The sequence below is a fragment of the Streptomyces sp. SS8 genome (genome assembly GCF_054072955.1).
The window spans coordinates 99,962-114,459 of the sequence record NZ_JBSVCZ010000023.1 but is presented as its reverse complement, the minus strand read 5'-3'; the positions used below and the strand labels follow the sequence as shown (position 1 = coordinate 114,459).

At 73.2% G+C, this 14,498-nt stretch carries 17 protein-coding genes; 10 read left to right on the top strand and 7 right to left on the bottom strand.

The genetic code is table 11. The features are described 5' to 3' along the window. On the bottom strand, positions 1-1,085 hold a 1,085-nt coding region (arsB, locus tag ACW69E_RS21355), incomplete at its 3' end, for an ACR3 family arsenite efflux transporter (protein ID WP_457499885.1). Further along, on the bottom strand, positions 1,082-1,396 hold the full coding sequence (locus tag ACW69E_RS21350; RefSeq protein ID WP_457499884.1) for an ArsR/SmtB family transcription factor: 315 nt from the start codon (positions 1,394-1,396) through the stop codon (positions 1,082-1,084). The genes arsB and ACW69E_RS21350, both read right to left, overlap by 4 nt. Positions 1,397-1,465: 69 nt before the next feature. Here ACW69E_RS21350 and ACW69E_RS21345 point away from each other — a divergent pair, with 69 nt between their 5' ends. After that, positions 1,466-1,870 (top strand): arsenate reductase ArsC, encoded by a 405-nt coding sequence (locus ACW69E_RS21345; protein WP_457499883.1) that lies wholly within the window; start codon positions 1,466-1,468, stop codon positions 1,868-1,870. Positions 1,871-1,984: 114 nt separating this feature from the next. On the opposite strand, the gene ACW69E_RS21340 is transcribed toward ACW69E_RS21345, so the two are convergent. Beyond that, positions 1,985-3,046, bottom strand: a complete 1,062-nt coding sequence (locus tag ACW69E_RS21340; protein WP_457499882.1) for a Ppx/GppA phosphatase family protein — start codon at positions 3,044-3,046, stop codon at positions 1,985-1,987. A gap of 163 nt (positions 3,047-3,209) precedes the next feature. Between ACW69E_RS21340 and ACW69E_RS21335 the strand changes: the two genes are divergently transcribed. After that, positions 3,210-3,626, top strand: a complete 417-nt coding sequence (locus ACW69E_RS21335; RefSeq protein ID WP_457499881.1) for an ATP-binding protein — start codon at positions 3,210-3,212, stop codon at positions 3,624-3,626. Between the two features lie 46 nt (positions 3,627-3,672). Here the strand turns inward: ACW69E_RS21335 and ACW69E_RS21330 are convergent, their stop codons facing one another. Continuing rightward, positions 3,673-5,313, bottom strand: coding sequence for an FAD-dependent oxidoreductase (locus ACW69E_RS21330; protein WP_457499880.1), 1,641 nt, complete (start codon positions 5,311-5,313; stop codon positions 3,673-3,675). 218 nt (positions 5,314-5,531) lie between these two features. Between ACW69E_RS21330 and ACW69E_RS21325 the strand changes: the two genes are divergently transcribed. From ACW69E_RS21325 to ACW69E_RS21290, 8 genes are all read left to right on the top strand, one after another. Further along, positions 5,532-6,671, top strand: coding sequence for a SchA/CurD-like domain-containing protein (locus ACW69E_RS21325; RefSeq protein ID WP_457499879.1), 1,140 nt, complete (start codon positions 5,532-5,534; stop codon positions 6,669-6,671). Between the two features lie 77 nt (positions 6,672-6,748). Next, on the top strand, positions 6,749-7,189 hold the full coding sequence (locus ACW69E_RS21320) for a cupin domain-containing protein (protein ID WP_457499878.1): 441 nt from the start codon (positions 6,749-6,751) through the stop codon (positions 7,187-7,189). Further along, entirely contained in the window at positions 7,186-8,454 is a 1,269-nt protein-coding gene (locus tag ACW69E_RS21315; RefSeq protein WP_457499877.1) for a beta-ketoacyl-[acyl-carrier-protein] synthase family protein, read from the top strand. The genes ACW69E_RS21320 and ACW69E_RS21315 overlap by 4 nt, the downstream gene beginning before the upstream one ends. After that, complete coding sequence (locus tag ACW69E_RS21310; protein ID WP_457499876.1) at positions 8,451-9,719, top strand: ketosynthase chain-length factor; 1,269 nt, start codon at positions 8,451-8,453, stop codon at positions 9,717-9,719. Before ACW69E_RS21315 ends, ACW69E_RS21310 begins: the two co-directional genes overlap by 4 nt. Next, positions 9,716-9,985, top strand: a complete 270-nt coding sequence (locus ACW69E_RS21305) for an acyl carrier protein (protein ID WP_093848769.1) — start codon at positions 9,716-9,718, stop codon at positions 9,983-9,985. The genes ACW69E_RS21310 and ACW69E_RS21305 overlap by 4 nt, the downstream gene beginning before the upstream one ends. A 1-nt stretch (position 9,986) precedes the next feature. After that, on the top strand, positions 9,987-10,466 hold the full coding sequence (locus ACW69E_RS21300; protein WP_457499875.1) for an SRPBCC family protein: 480 nt from the start codon (positions 9,987-9,989) through the stop codon (positions 10,464-10,466). A gap of 15 nt (positions 10,467-10,481) precedes the next feature. Then, on the top strand, positions 10,482-10,826 hold the full coding sequence (locus ACW69E_RS21295; protein WP_457499874.1) for a TcmI family type II polyketide cyclase: 345 nt from the start codon (positions 10,482-10,484) through the stop codon (positions 10,824-10,826). A 412-nt stretch (positions 10,827-11,238) separates the two neighbouring features. Beyond that, the gene (locus ACW69E_RS21290) at positions 11,239-11,742 is read left to right on the top strand and encodes a hemerythrin domain-containing protein (protein ID WP_457499873.1); all 504 of its coding nucleotides are present in this window, start codon (positions 11,239-11,241) and stop codon (positions 11,740-11,742) included. 47 nt (positions 11,743-11,789) lie between these two features. Here ACW69E_RS21290 and ACW69E_RS21285 read toward each other — a convergent pair whose 3' ends face one another. From ACW69E_RS21285 to ACW69E_RS21275, 3 genes are read right to left on the bottom strand one after another with little or no spacing between them, the layout of a single operon-like run. Further along, a complete protein-coding gene (locus ACW69E_RS21285; RefSeq protein ID WP_457499872.1) occupies positions 11,790-12,089 on the bottom strand; it encodes a hypothetical protein in 300 nt (99 codons plus the stop codon). Then, positions 12,086-12,712: a SigE family RNA polymerase sigma factor gene (locus ACW69E_RS21280; protein WP_457499871.1), complete on the bottom strand. Its 627-nt coding sequence runs from the start codon at positions 12,710-12,712 to the stop codon at positions 12,086-12,088. The genes ACW69E_RS21285 and ACW69E_RS21280 overlap by 4 nt, the downstream gene beginning before the upstream one ends. Then, positions 12,709-14,265, bottom strand: coding sequence for a sodium:solute symporter family protein (locus tag ACW69E_RS21275; protein WP_457499870.1), 1,557 nt, complete (start codon positions 14,263-14,265; stop codon positions 12,709-12,711). The genes ACW69E_RS21280 and ACW69E_RS21275 overlap by 4 nt, the downstream gene beginning before the upstream one ends. Positions 14,266-14,498 lie beyond the last annotated feature (233 nt).

Sequence of the window (14,498 nt, the reverse complement as noted above, 5' to 3'; positions counted from 1 at the left end):
GTGGTGAACTTCTTGCGCTGGGCGAGGGCGACGTAGACCAGGGCGATGAGGACGGGGACCTCGATGAGGGGGCCGACGACGCCGGCCAGGGCCTGGCCGGAGGTGACGCCGAAGGTGGCGATGGCCACCGCGATGGCCAGTTCGAAGTTGTTGCCGGCGGCGGTGAAGGCCAGGGTGGTGGTGCGCTGGTAGGCCAGGCCGATGGCCTTGCCGAGCGCGAAGGTGCCGAAGAACATGACCGCGAAGTAGGCCAGCAGCGGCAGCGCGATGCGGGCGACGTCCCATGGCTGGGAGGTGATGGTCCTTCCCTGGAGGGCGAAGAGGATCACGATGGTGAACAGCAGCCCGTACAGCGCCCAGGGGCCGATGCGGGGCAGGAACTTCCGCTCGTAGTTCTCGCGGCCCATCCTCTGCTCGCCCAGGCGGCGGGTGAGGTAGCCGGCGGCCAGGGGGATGCCGAGGAAGACGGCGACGTTGGCGGCGATCTCCCAGGCGGAGATGTCCAGGGCGGCGCCGTCGGCCAGGCCGAGCCAGCCGGGCAGCAGGTCGAGGTAGAACCAGCCCAGCAGGCCGAAGGCGAGGACCTGGAAGACGGAGTTCAGCGCCACCAGGACGGCGGCGGCCTCGCGGTCGCCGCGGGCCAGGTCGTTCCAGATGATGACCATGGCGATGCAGCGGGCCAGGCCGACGATGATCAGTCCGGTGCGGTACTCGGGCAGGTCGGGCAGGAAGGTCCAGGCCAGGGCGAACATCACCGCCGGGCCGGCGATCCAGTTGACCGCCAGGGAGGAGACCATCAGGCGCTTGTCGCCGGTGACGGCATCGAGGCGGTCGTAGCGGACCTTGGCCAGCACCGGGTACAGCATGACCAGCAGGCCCAGGGCGATGGGCAGTGAGATGCCGCCGATCTCGACCCGGCTGAGGGCGTCGTTCAGGCCGGGGATCAGCCGGCCCAGTCCGAGGCCGGCGGCCATGGCGGCCAGGATCCACACCGCCAGGTACCGGTCGAGGGTGGAGAGGCGGGCGACGATCGAGGCGTCCGGGGAGGGGTCCGCTGGTCTGGTGGTCTCTTCGGTGGTGGTCACGGGCAGGCCCTTCTCGTCTCGGCGGCGCGGGTGGTGCGGGCGGTGCGGGCCAGTTCGGTGAAGGAGCGGCCCAGGCACTCGATGACGTCCGGGCGCAGCCGGTAGTAGGTGTAGCGGCCGCACGGTTCGGTCTCCACGACGCCGGCCTCGCGCAGGACGCGCAGGTGGTTGGAGAGGTTGGTCTGCTTGGCGCCGGTCTCGGCGACCAGGTGGGTGGTGCACAGGGTCTCGGTGGCCAGCAGGGTCACGATGCGCATCCTGAGGGGGTCGGCGAGCACCCGGATCAGGTCAGTGTCGACTGACGTCAGCATGCGCTGATACTGTCACATCGGCCGGAGGTGATGCCACCCGGCCCCCGACGAGCCCAGGAGAGATCCCGCATGCCCGACAAGCCGTCCGTGCTGTTCGTCTGCGTCCACAACGCCGGCCGCTCCCAGATGGCCGCCGCCTGGCTGACCCACCTGGCCGGCGACCGGATCGAGGTCCGCTCCGCCGGATCCGCCCCCGCCGGCCGGGTCAACCCCGCCGCCGTCCAGGCCATGCGGGAGGCCGGCATCGACATGTCCGCCGAGATCCCCAAGGTGCTCACCACCGAGGCCGTCCAGGCGTCCGACTACGTCATCACCATGGGCTGCGGCGACACCTGCCCGGTCTTCCCCGGCAAGAAGTACCTGGACTGGCAGCTGGACGACCCGGCCGGGCAGGGCGTGGACGCCGTGCGCCCCATCCGCGACGAGATCCGCGCCCGCATCGAGAACCTGATCACCGAGATCGACGCATCCTGAGGCCTCCGGATCCGCCGTGCGGAGGGTCGACGAGCCCGGCCCCGGGGACACCGGCCCTCCCCGGCCCGCGTGGCGCCGGCCGTCCGCCCGTAGGGCCGGACGGCCACCGGCCCCTCAACCCTCCCGGACCACGACGTCCTTGACCACCCGTTCACCGGGCCGGCCTCGGCGGCCGGACGAGGGCCGGGCCAGGGGCGGCGCCGCGCCGGACGGATCCGTCCGGCGCATGTCGGCCGGGACCTGGTGCCACAGCGGGGCCTGCTCCCTGATCTCTCTGAGCATGACGCCCTCGCGCAGCCCCCACGGGCAGAGCGTGAGGGTCTCTATCTCCATACACCGCATGGCCGTGTGCGCTATCACGGCTCCGGCCAGGGACTGCCGGGCGCGGGCGGCGGAGATGCCCGGCAGTTCCGCGCGGGCGGCCGCGGGCAGGGAGGCCAGCCGCTCCACGGCCGCCTTGAGGTCCCCGCGCTCGATGCGGCGCGTGACGAAGGGGCCCAGCTTCCCCGGAGGGGCCCCGCACAGCCGGGCCAACTGCTGGAAGGTGCGCGAGACGGCCACGGCGGTACGGGGGCGCTCCCAGTGGATCCGGACCGCCACGTCCCGCAGCTCATGGCGTACCCGGCGTCTCAGCTCCCTGACCGCACCGGCCGGCGGAGGGTCCGCCTCCCCGAAGTACTCGCGCGTCATCCGTCCCGCGCCCAGTGGAAGGGAGGCCACGAAGCCGGGCGTCCTGTCCCGGCCGAAGGCCACCTCCAGCGAGCCGCCGCCGATGTCCAGCAGCACCATCGGACCGGCCTGCCAGCCCATCCACTGCCGGGCCGCCAGGAACGACAACTCCCCTTCCGTCGCACCCGACATGACGTACAGGGGAACCCCGGCCCCGCTGTGGACGGCCTCCAGGACCTGATGGCGGTTGGGCGCGTCCCGGACGACCGCGGTGGCGAAGGCGAAGGGCTGCTCCACCCCCCAGCGGGCGGACTCCTCCCTCACCTCTGCGACCGCGGCCACCACGGCGTCCACCGCCCGCTCGCCGAGCCGTCCGTCCGGCTCCACGTACTCGGCCAGCCTCAGCCGCCGCTTGGCCGTGTGCACCGGCAGCGGTATGTCACCGCCGCAGTCGGCCACCACCAGCCGCACCGTCTTGGACCCCACGTCCACAACCGCCAAACGCATGGAGGGCTCGTGCCCCCCGGCGCCGTGCGGCATGCCATCACACCCCGGACACAGACACAGACCGGCCATGTCCCGCCGTTGTCCCGCCCGTGTCGCGGGCGCCGCGCCATTGCACCGGCCCGCCGGGGGTAGAAGTCCCCCAGCGAGCTGGGAGGTGGGCGTCGTGTGCGAGTCGTCGCTGCGGGCCGTGGGGTGGGCAAGGTCACTGCCGGTGGCCAGCGGGGTGAAGGCCGCGCGGGAGTGGGCACGCGGTCATCTGGAGTCGCTGGGGTGGACGGAATCGGCCCCGGAGACGGTGGACGCGGTGCTGCTGACCGTCTCGGAGCTGGTGACCAACGCGCACGTACACGCCCACAGCACCGCCCAGTTGGTGCTGACGTGGGACAACCGGTGCCTGCACGTGAGCGTGCGCGACTCCTCGGCCGCGCTCCCCGCGCCCCGCTCCCCCAGCGCCGAACGGACATCGGGGCGCGGCATGTTCCTCGTCGACGCACTGGCCGACGAGTGGGAGGCCCGCCCCTGCACGGGCGGCAAGGCCGTCACCGCCTGCTTCCGCCCGCCCGCCCGGCCCGCCGGGTGATCCCCCGTGGGCCGGGCGGGCGGGCGAGCCGCGCTGCCGGGGGTCGTCAGTCCAGCGCCAGCACCGCCGAGACGGCCTGACGCAGTGCCTCGTCCGGGTCCGGTACCGGCCCGGCCGAGCGCCATGCCACGAACCCGTCGGGGCGCACCAGTACCGCGCCGCCCGGCTCCGTGCCGTGGGTGCGCGCCCAGTCCGCGCCGTCCTCGGGCACGAGGTCGGCGTCCGTCCCGGTCCCGATCCGGTACGGCGTCAGCGGCACGGACAGTTTCTCGGCGACCCGGCCGGCCGCCTCGTACCAACCGGCCGCCGTACCGGCTCCGGTGAGCAGGACCAGGGAGCGCTCGTACAGGTCCAGGGCCGAGATCCGCTCCCCGGCACGGCTGAGCCACATATGGGGCGCCCGGCTGCCCGGCTCGCCCGTCAGCCGCAGGTCCCCGGTGACGGGCGGCGCCTCGGGGTCGGCGCCCACGACGGCGCCGCGCGGGTAGCGGTATCCGACGGCCACGGTGAGGATGCCGCCCTGCGGACCGCGTCCCTGCGCGCCGGGGGCCGGGGTGTAGCCGGGGTGCTTGTGCTCCGCGGAGCGTGCCGAGGCACGGGCGGCGGTGGCCTGTGCGACCGGGCGGCGCTCGGCGTCATAGGTCTCCAGCAGGCCCGGACCGGCCCAGCCGCCGAGCACGGCGGCCAGCTTCCACGCCAGGTTGTGCGCGTCCTGGATGCCGGTGTTGGAGCCGAAGGCGCCGGTGGGGGACATCTCGTGAGCCGAGTCGCCGGCCAGGAGGACACGGCCGGCCCCGTACCGCAGGGCCACCCGTTCCGCCGCGTGCCACGGCGCCCTTCCGGTGATCTCCACGTCGATCCCGGACACTCCGACCGCGCGGCGGATGTGCTCGGCGCACCGCGCATCGGTGAAGTCCTCCAGCGTCTCGCCCCTCTCGGGGTGCCAGGGGATGTGGAAGACCCAGTGCTCCCGGTTGTCGACCGGCAGCAGCGCCCCGTCCGCTTCCGGGCCGGTCAGATAGCACATGACGAAGCGCCGGTCGCCCACCACGTCTGCCAGTTCCCGGGAGCGGAAGGTGACGCTCACGTTGTGGAACAGCTCGCCGGGGCCGCTGTGGCCGATGCCCAGGCGCTCGCGCACCGGGCTGCGCGGGCCGTCCGCGGCGATGAGGTAGTCGGCGCGGACGGTGGTGCGCCCCCCGGTCTCCCTGCTCCCGACCACGGCCGTGACCCCGTCCGGGTCCGGTTCGAACCTGATCAGCTCGGTGGAGAACCGCAGGTCGCCGCCGAGTTCGCGGGCGCGCTCCAGCAGAACCGGTTCCAGGTCGTTCTGGCTGCACAGGCACCACGCGCTGGGGCTGATGCGGGCGAGCGCGCCGTCCGGGTCGATCTCCTGGAACAACCACCGGCCCTCGTCCCCGGTCAGCGAGGGGGTCTGGAGGATGCCGTGGTTGCCGGACAGGACCGATGCCGCCTCCCTGATCCCCGCTTCGACGCCCGCCACCCGGAACAGTTCCATCGTCCGCACGTTGTTGCCGCGCCCCCGCGGGTGGGTCGAGGTCCCCGCATGCCGTTCGACAAGGGTGTGCCGCACACCGAGGCGGCCGAGGAACAGCGAGGCGGACAGGCCCACCAGGGAACCACCGACGATGAGGACGGGGGTCCTGTGGTCGGCTTCTTCGTTCATCTCTTTCCTCCAGCACATCGATTCCACGGTTGCGCGCACACACGCGCCCCGGACGGTTATGGATGCCACCGAGGCATCCTTTTCGCCCGCCCTTCACCCGGTTGATTCCGACGGTTTGCGGGACCGGAAAGAGCGTCACATGATCAGTTCTCATGACGACTGACGCCGAGTCAACGCCCTCGGCAGTCCCACCGTTCGCCAACGGAAAGGTTCCCAGGATGACGCTCCCGGGTCGCGCGCCCCAGGTGCCGGACCGTGTCTCCCAGTCGGTGTTCGACGGCTCCCGGCTCCGGGCCGTCCTGCTGGTGGACCTTCAGGAGGGAGCCCAGCAGCGCTTCCTCGACGCCTACGAGCGCATGTGCGCCCAGGTGGCCTCCGTGCCCGGCCACATCAGCGACCAGCTCTGCCAGTCCATCGAGAACCCGTCCCAGTGGCTCATCACCAGCGAGTGGGAGAGCGCGCCGCCCTTCCTCGCCTGGGTGAACAGCGAGGAACACCTGGAGACGGTCAGGCCGCTGCGCGCCTGCGTCCGCACCATGCGGCCGCTGCGTTTCGGCATCCTCAGGGAGACCCGCGGCGGCGGGCGCGCCGCGGCCGCTCCGGACGGGGAACGACCGCCCGTCCGTCTGGGCGACGGAACGGTGCACCACGCCCTGACCTACACCGTCCGGCCCGGCAGCGAGTCCAAGGTCGCGGAGATCCTGTCCGGCTTCGCCCCGCCCGACCCGGAGGTGGACGAGACCACCCGGCTGCTGCGCACCTCGGTGTTCCTGCACGGCGACAGGGTCGTGCAGACCGTCGAGGTGCGAGGCGACCTGTCCGCCGCCCTCGGCCACGCCATCGGTCGGCCCGAGGTCCGCGCGGTCGAGGAGGCCCTCGCCCCCCACCTGGAGCGGGAACGCGACCTCGGCGACCCGCAGTCCGCCCGGGTCTTCCTCACCCGTGCGGCGATGCCGGCCGTGCACCGCACCGCGTCCGGCGGGCCGAAGCCGCCCCGGGCCCGGCGGCACGCCCTGTACTACCCGGCCCGGGAGGGACGCGGCACGGACCTGGCGCGGCTGATCGCCCGGCAGGAGGAGAGCGCCGCGAACGACCCGCACGATCCGGTCCGCGCCGTCACCGTCTTCCAGCGCGACGACATCGTCGTACGGATGGTCGAGATGGAGGCCGAACCGGACTCCGTCCCCGCCCGGGTCCTCGGCCTCGGCGAACCGGACGCCCTCGGCGAGGCCGCCGGCCTGCTCGACCTCGAAGCGCTCGGCCTCGACAGCCCCCCGGCCGACGAACGCGGCCTCCTGCGCCTGCTGGCGCACGCCGGCATGCGGCTGCTCACCGACCGGGGAGCACCGCACTCCTGAACCCCCGCCGGCCACAGCGCCGGCCGGCCCCGCCCGCGCACCTCCCGCCCCTTTCCACTCCCCTGGAGCGAACGACCATGACCCAGCAGCCCCCTCGCATCGTCGACCTCTCTGAGACCGCGCCCAACCGCAGGCGCGGAGGAGACCTGCGCGCCATGCTCACCCCCACCACCGTCGGCTCCACCAGCGGCTTCATGGGCCTGGCCATCGTGGAGCCCGGCGACCGCATCGGCGAGCACTACCACCCGTACTCCGAGGAGTTCGTCTACGTCGTCAGCGGCCGCCTCGAGGTGGACCTGGACGGGGAGCCCCACCCCCTCGCCCCGGACCAGGGCCTGATGATCCCCGCCTACATGCGGCACCGGTTCCGCAACGTCGGCGACACCGAGGCCCGCCTCGTCTTCCACCTGGGTCCGCTGGCCCCCCGCCCGGAGCTCGGGCACGTCGACACCGAGGAGACCACGGCGGACCGGGCCGCCGGCGACCGGGCCGCGCAGCCCACCGGAGTGTCCTCGTGACGCGACGCGTGGCCGTCACCGGCCTGGGCGTGGTGGCCCCCGGCGGCATCGGCGCCGGGGCCTTCTGGGACCTCCTGGCCAACGGCCGCACCGCGACCCGGGGTATCACCCTCTTCGATCCGGCGGGCCTGCGCTCACGGATCGCCGCGGAGTGCGATTTCGAACCACTGGCGCACGGCCTGACGGTGGAGCAGACCGAACGCTGCGACCGCTACGTGCAGTTCGCGCTGGTCGCCGCCGCGGAGGCGGTCGGCGACGCCGGTCTGGACACGGAGCGCGAGAACCCCTGGCGCCTGGGTGTCAGCCTGGGGACCGCGGTCGGCGGCACCACCCGTCTGGAGCACGACTACGTCCTGGTCAGCGAGCACGGCTCGCGCTGGGACGTCGACCACCGGCGGGCCGGTGCGCACCTGCACCGCGCGTTCTCGCCCAGCACGCTCGCCTCGGCGGTCGCCGAGGAGTTCGGCGCCCGCGGCCCGGTGCAGACCGTCTCCACCGGCTGCACCTCCGGGCTGGACGCTCTCGGCTACGCCTTCCACGCCATCGAGGAGGGCCGCATGGACGTCTGCCTCGCCGGCGCGGCGGACTCCCCCATCTCACCGATCAGCATGGCCTGCTTCGACGCCATCAAGGCCACCTCCCCCAACAACGACGACCCCGCGCACGCGTCCCGGCCGTTCGACGCCGACCGCGACGGCTTCGTGATGGGAGAGGGCGGCGCGGTACTGGTGCTGGAGGAGCTGGAGCACGCCCGGGCACGCGGCGCACGCGTGTACTGCGAGATCACCGGCTACGCCACCTACGGCAACGCCTACCACATGACCGGACTGACCGGTGAGGGCCTGGAGATGGCGCGGGCGATCGACACCGCCCTGGACCACGCCCGTCTGGACGGCACGGACATCGACTACGTCAACGCACATGGCTCGGGCACCCGGCAGAACGACCGCCACGAGACCGCGGCGGTCAAGCGGTCCCTGGGCGCCCACGCCTACGACACGCCCATGAGCTCGATCAAATCCATGGTGGGCCACTCCCTCGGCGCCATCGGCTCCATCGAGGTCGCCGCCTGCGTCCTGGCACTGGACCGCCAGGTGGTGCCGCCCACCGCGAACTACGAGACCCCGGACCCCGAGTGCGACCTGGACTACGTGCCGCGCGCGGCGCGTGAGCGGAGGCTGCGGAACGTGCTGTCGGTGGGCAGCGGCTTCGGCGGCTTCCAGTCCGCGGTGGTGCTGAGCGGGCCGGGCTGGAGGACACCATGAACCCGCCAGGCGCGCGGCGCGCGGTCGTCACCGGCATCGGAGTCGTCTCACCGGGCGGAGTCGGCGCGGATGCCTTCTGGAAGTCGGCCGCGGAGGGCCACAGCCTCCTGGACCGGATCTCCCGGGAGGGCTGCGGCCATCTGCCGCTGAAGGTCGCGGGCGAGGTCCGCGGCTTTGACCCGGCCGCCGTGATCGAGGGCAGCCACCTCGTCCAGACCGACCGGTTCACCCACTTCGCCATGGCCGCCACCTCCCTCGCCCTGGAGGACGCCCGGCTCGGCCACGCCGACATCGGTTCCCCGTACTCGGTGGGCGTGGTCACCGCCGCCGGGTCCGGAGGCGGTGAGTTCGGGCAGCGCGAACTGCAGAAGCTGTGGGGACAGGGCTCGCGCCACGTCGGCCCGTACCAGTCCATCGCCTGGTTCTACGCCGCCAGCACCGGCCAGATCTCCATCCGCGGCGGTTTCAAGGGACCCTGCGGTGTGGTGGCCGCCGACGAGTCGGGCGGTCTGGACGCCCTGGCGCACGCCGCCCGCGCCGTGGTGCGTGGCACCGACACCGTCGTCGCCGGTGCGGCCGAGGCTCCGCTGGCCCCGTACTCGATGGTCTGCCAGCTGGGCTATCCCGAACTCAGCACCGAGGGCGACCCCGAGCGCGCCTACCGGCCCTTCACCGCCGATGCCCGCGGCTTCGTCCCCGCCGAGGGCGGGGCGATGCTCGTGCTGGAGGAGGAGGGCGCGGCCCTCGACCGCGGGGCCGAGCCCCGCGCCGTGGTGGCCGGCCACGCCGCCACCTTCACCGGGGCATCCCGCTGGGATCGCTCCCGGGCGGGGCTGGCCCGGGCGATCGGCACCGCGCTGGCAAAGGCGGGCTGCGCACCCGAGGAGGTCGACGTCGTGTTCGCCGACGCCCTCGGCACGGCCGAGGCCGACCGGGCCGAGGCGCTGGCGATCACCGACGCCCTGGGCCCGCACGGCCGGCGCGTGCCCGTCACCGCTCCGAAGACGGGGACCGGCCGCGCCTACTGCGGGGCGCCCGTGCTGGACGCCGCGGCGGCCGTGCTCGCCATGGAGCACGGTCTGGTACCCCCCACACCCAACGTCTTCGAGGTCTGCCACGACCTGGATCTGGTGACCGGCCGGGCGCGCTCCGCAAAGCTGCGCACCGCCCTGGTCCTCAGCCGGGGACTGATGGGCTCGAACGCGGCGCTCGTGCTGCGGCGCGGCGCCGAACCCTCCACCGACCGAAGGAGTGCATCCGCATGACCGACCAGATGACGGGCCAGGTGACCGTCGAGGAACTGGCCGCGCTGATGAAGCAGACGGCGGGCGTCGCCGTGGACCCCGGTGACCTGCGGCAGCGGGCCGGCTCCGGTTTCGACGCCTTCGGCCTCGACTCGCTCGGGTTGCTGGGCGTCGTGGGCGAACTGGAGAAGCGCTACGGCCGGGACATGCCGGAGCGGGCCGAGCAGTGCAGGACTCCCCGCGAGTTCCTCGACTTCGTCAACGGCGTTCTGACAGCGGAAGCATGAGATGGCCGGGCACACCGAGAACGAGATCGTCATCGACGCGCCCCTGGACCTCGTCTGGGAGATGACCAACGACATCGAGAACTGGCCGCGGCTGTTCAGCGAGTACGCCTCCGTGGAGATCCTCTCGCGCGACGGCGACACCACCACCTTCCGCCTGACCATGCACCCCGACGAGAACGGCACGGTGTGGAGCTGGGTGTCACAGCGGACCGCCGACCGCGACGCCCTCACCGTACGGGCCCACCGCGTGGAGACGGGCCCCTTCCAGTACATGGACATCCGCTGGGAGTACGCGCAGACCTCCGAGGGCGTGAGGATGCGCTGGACGCAGGACTTCGCGATGAAGCCGGACGCACCGGTCGACGACACGTGGATGACGCGGAACATCAACCGCAACTCCCGCGTCCAGATGGCCCTGATCCGGGACCGGATCGAGCAGCGCGCCCGGCGGGCCGGCGAGCCCGCGGCGATGGCCGACTGAGAAGGGATCCCTTCCGTGCACCACACCCTGATCGTCGCCCGGATGGAACCGGGGGCGGCCCCTGACATCGCGAAGGTGTTCGCCGAGTCCGACCGCGGCGAGCTGCCGCATCTGGTGGGCGTCGCCCGGCGCAGCCTCTTCCAGTTCGGCGACGTGTACATGCACCTCATCGAGAGTGAGCGGGACCCCGGACCGGCCATCGCCCGGGCCGTGGACCACCCGGAGTTCCGCTCCGTCAGCGAGCGGCTGACGGCGTACGTACGGCCCTACGACCCCGAGACCTGGCGCGGCCCGAAGGACGCCATGGCGCGGTGTTTCTACCGCTGGGAGCGCGACGGCGCGACCGTGCCGCCGCGCTGACGGGCCCGCCCTGTCTCAGGGGCCGGGACGACCGGGCTGACGGGACCGGTGGAACCGCTCTCCGTCCGCCCGGTCGTCCTGATCTTCCGCACTCCTTCGGATGCACCGTCCCCGGAAGACGGGCCGGCCCGCGCCGCCGGGGCGTGACGGCCCGGTGCCGCCGCCCGTTGCGGGCCGGCCGGGGGCGGTGACGGACGCGGCGGAGGCCGACTCGCCCGGCAGCCTCCGCCGCGTACCGGTCCCGTCACGTCCGGGCGGGGAGGGGCGGCGGCACCGGTTCCTCCGCAGCGGCGGGGGAACCGGTGGATCACGGAACGCACGACGGGGGTGTCCGGCCGGGGCGGCGGGGTATCCGGCGTACCGGTCGACCGCTTCACCGTCCTGTCCGTTCCGTGTCCCCCGAGGAGTCCACATGCCGTCCGCCGAGTCCGACGTCGTCGAACTGATCCTGCGCGACCACCGCAGGATGGAGGACCTCTTCCGCACGATGCGCAACGCCGAGGCCGACCGGGCCGGCGCGCTGGGCGAGTTCGCCGGCCTGCTGGTCGCCCACTCGCTGGCCGAGGAGGAGAAGGTCTACCCGGCCCTGCGGCGCTACAAGAACGTCGACGACGACGATGTCGAGCACAGCGTGCACGAGCACGGTGAGGCCAACGAGGCGCTGCTCGCCCTGCTGGAGGTGGAGGACACCTCCTCGAAGGAGTGGGACGAGAAGCTGGAGGCGCTCGTCACCGCCGTCAACCACCACGCGGACGAGGAGGAGCGCACCCTGCTCAACGACGCCCGCGAGAACGTCGCCGGCAGCCGGCGCGCCCAGCTCGGGGAGGCCTTCGTGAAGGCGCGTGCCGGACACCTGGAAGCCGGCTGCGGAAGCGTGGAGAACGTCCGCGAGATCGTGGCCTCCAGCGGCGGCTGACCGGACGGCGCCGAAGGGCGCGGGCGGACGGGCGGGCCCGCGCCCTCTCACCGGCCGGCCGCGGCCGGCCGTCCTCCGCCGTGGCCGTCGCCGAAGACCGTTCCGCGTCCGGTGGGCGCCTGGTTGAGGACCCACAGGCCGATCAGGGTGGCCAGCACGAACACGACGGTCACCAGGACCGCCAGGACCAGCCGGCGTCTGCGCTCCCTGCGCAGCCAGCCGCCGCGGGCGGCGCGGTAGGCGTCGGGGGCCGCGTGAACGCCCCCCGCCATGGCCTCCAGTGCCTCTTGGAGTCTTTCCTCCGTGCCGGGGTCGCCCGGGGCGCCGGGTGTGCGGGGGGTGCTCATCTCCGGGCCTCCATCGCCTGGGTCAGGGCCGCGATGCCGCGCGAGGTGTGGGTCTTGACCGAACCGGCCGATATCCCCATGGCCGCGGCGATCTCACTCTCCTTCAGTCCCAGCCAGTGACGCAGGACGAGGGCCTCGCGCTGCCGGGTGGGAAGCCGCTGGAGCGCGTCGATCAGCACCCGCTGGTCGTCGCGGAGGAGCGCCGAGTTCTCGGCGGAGGCGACCGGCTCGGACGGCGGCGGCTCCATGTGCTTGCGGGCCACCTGGAGATGGCGTATGCGCATCCGGGTCAGATTGCAGACCACGGACCGCAGGTAGGCCTCCGCGGAACCGGGCTCGCGCAGCTTCCTCCACTTCCGGTAGATCTGGTAGTAGGCCTCGGCCACGATGTTCTCGGGGTCGTCGGCGCCGAGCAGTGTGGCCAGCCTCAGCATCGGTGTGTAGTGCAGGCTGAACAGGCGGGCCACCTCCGCCTCGCGCTCGGGCTCCAGCCCCTCGGCGGCCGCTCGCGGCGGCGCCGGCAGTGCGGACGGACCCGGCTGCACCGGACCGCGCCCGGCCGGGGCGGGTGGCAGGACGGCGGCGCGGGCGTCCCTGCCGAACCGGCCGCGGATGGGTCTCATGGTGTGCTCGCTCCCGTCTCGGGACGGTGTCTGAGGACGATCCGGGGCGGGAGGGTGGTGGTGTCCGGACCACGGGGGACCCCGGCACGGTCGAGGGCGAACGTGGCGGCCACCGCGACGGCCAGGTTCGGCAGCAGGGCCGCGAGGCCGGCGTAGACCTCCAGGCCGGACGACCCGAAGGGCACCACCGGGGAGAACCCCTCGCGTACGACCATGAAGGTGCCGACCACCATTCCGGCGGCCCAGCCGGCGAGCAGCGCTCGGTGGTGCAGGCGGCGGGTGAAAAGCCCTGCCGCCACCGCGGGGAGGGTCTGCAGGATCCATACGCCGCCGAGCAGTTGCAGGTTCACGGCGTCCTGGTCGCGCAGGCCGAGGACGAAGGCGATCGCCCCGGCCTTGGCGGCGAGCGAGACCGCCCTGGCGACCCTGACCTGGTGCTTGGGGGTGGCCGTGGGGTGGCAGTACTCGACGTACACGTTCCGCACGAACGAGGTCGCCGCAGCGATCGACATCACGGCGGCGGGCACCATCGCGCCCACCGCCAGTGCCCCGAAGACCAGTCCGGCCGCCGGCCCCGGCATCAGCCGGTCGACCAGCATGGGCACCGCCGCCTCCGCGCCGCCGTGCGGGGTGTGCACCCCATGGGCCAGGGCGGCGATGCCCAGCAGCCCGAACAGTCCGAGCACCGCCGTCCACAGCGGCAGGGCGGAGGAGACCCTGCGCAGCACCCCTGTGCCGGAGGCTGCGAACCCCGCGGTGAGCACGTGGGGGTACATCAACAGGGCGAGTGCCGAGCCCAGCGCGAGGGTGGCGAAGGCCGAGCGCTGGCCGGGGGCGAGGACGAGCGGGGCGCCCTCCGCGCCCCGCTCGGCAAGCGTGCTCCCGGCCGCGGCGAACATGGCGCCGGGGCCGCCCAGGTGGTCCAGGGCCAGCCAGACGGTGGCCAGGACCGAGCCGAAGACGGCCACGCCCTTGAGGGCGGATATGACGGTGGGAGCCCTCAGCCCGTGCCGGTAGGTGGCCACCGCCAGTCCGGCGAACAGCGCTGCCGTCGCCAGGTCCCCGGTGACCGCGTCCGGGTACAGGCCGCCCGCTGTGAGCACCGCGCGGATCCCCAGCAGTTGGAGGGCCAGGTAGGGCATGGTCGCGAGGATGCCGGTGAGGGCGACCACCAGCGCCAGCGGCGGCGAGCCGTAGCGCCCGCGGACGAAGTCGGCGACGGTGACGTAGCCGTGGCGGCGGGCCACGGACCACAGCCGGGGCAGCAGGGCGAACGCCAGCGGGCAGACGATCACGGTGTAGGGGAGGGCGAAGAAGGCGGTGGCCCCGTTGCCGTAGGCCAGCCCGGGCACGGCGGTGAAGGTGTAGGCGGTGAAGACCGTGCCGCCGAGCAGCAGCCAGGTCCACACGGTGCCCAGGCTCCGGTCCGCCAGCGCCCAGCCCTCCAGCGACGGCAGGCGGTCGCGGGTGTGGAGGCGGCGGGCGGTGGCCGCCAGGAGCGACGCTCCGCCGATGACGGCGAGGAACGCCGTGGCCATGGCGCCGTCGGCCATCGATCACCGTCCTCGGGGTGCGCGGGCCCCTCGCCCGCCGGTTACCGGCCCGCTGCCTTCCGCCGGCAGGGAGACCAGGGAAATCCGCCGTGAATCCGTTGTCAACCCGATCGCGGCGACCGGCAACTCTTGCACAGACCACAGGAGCCGGCCGGCCCCGCGGCCTGTGGCCCTGATACCGCTGTCCACCGGGGCTGTGAACCAGTGACGAGTCAGCGACGACCCGGCAAGGA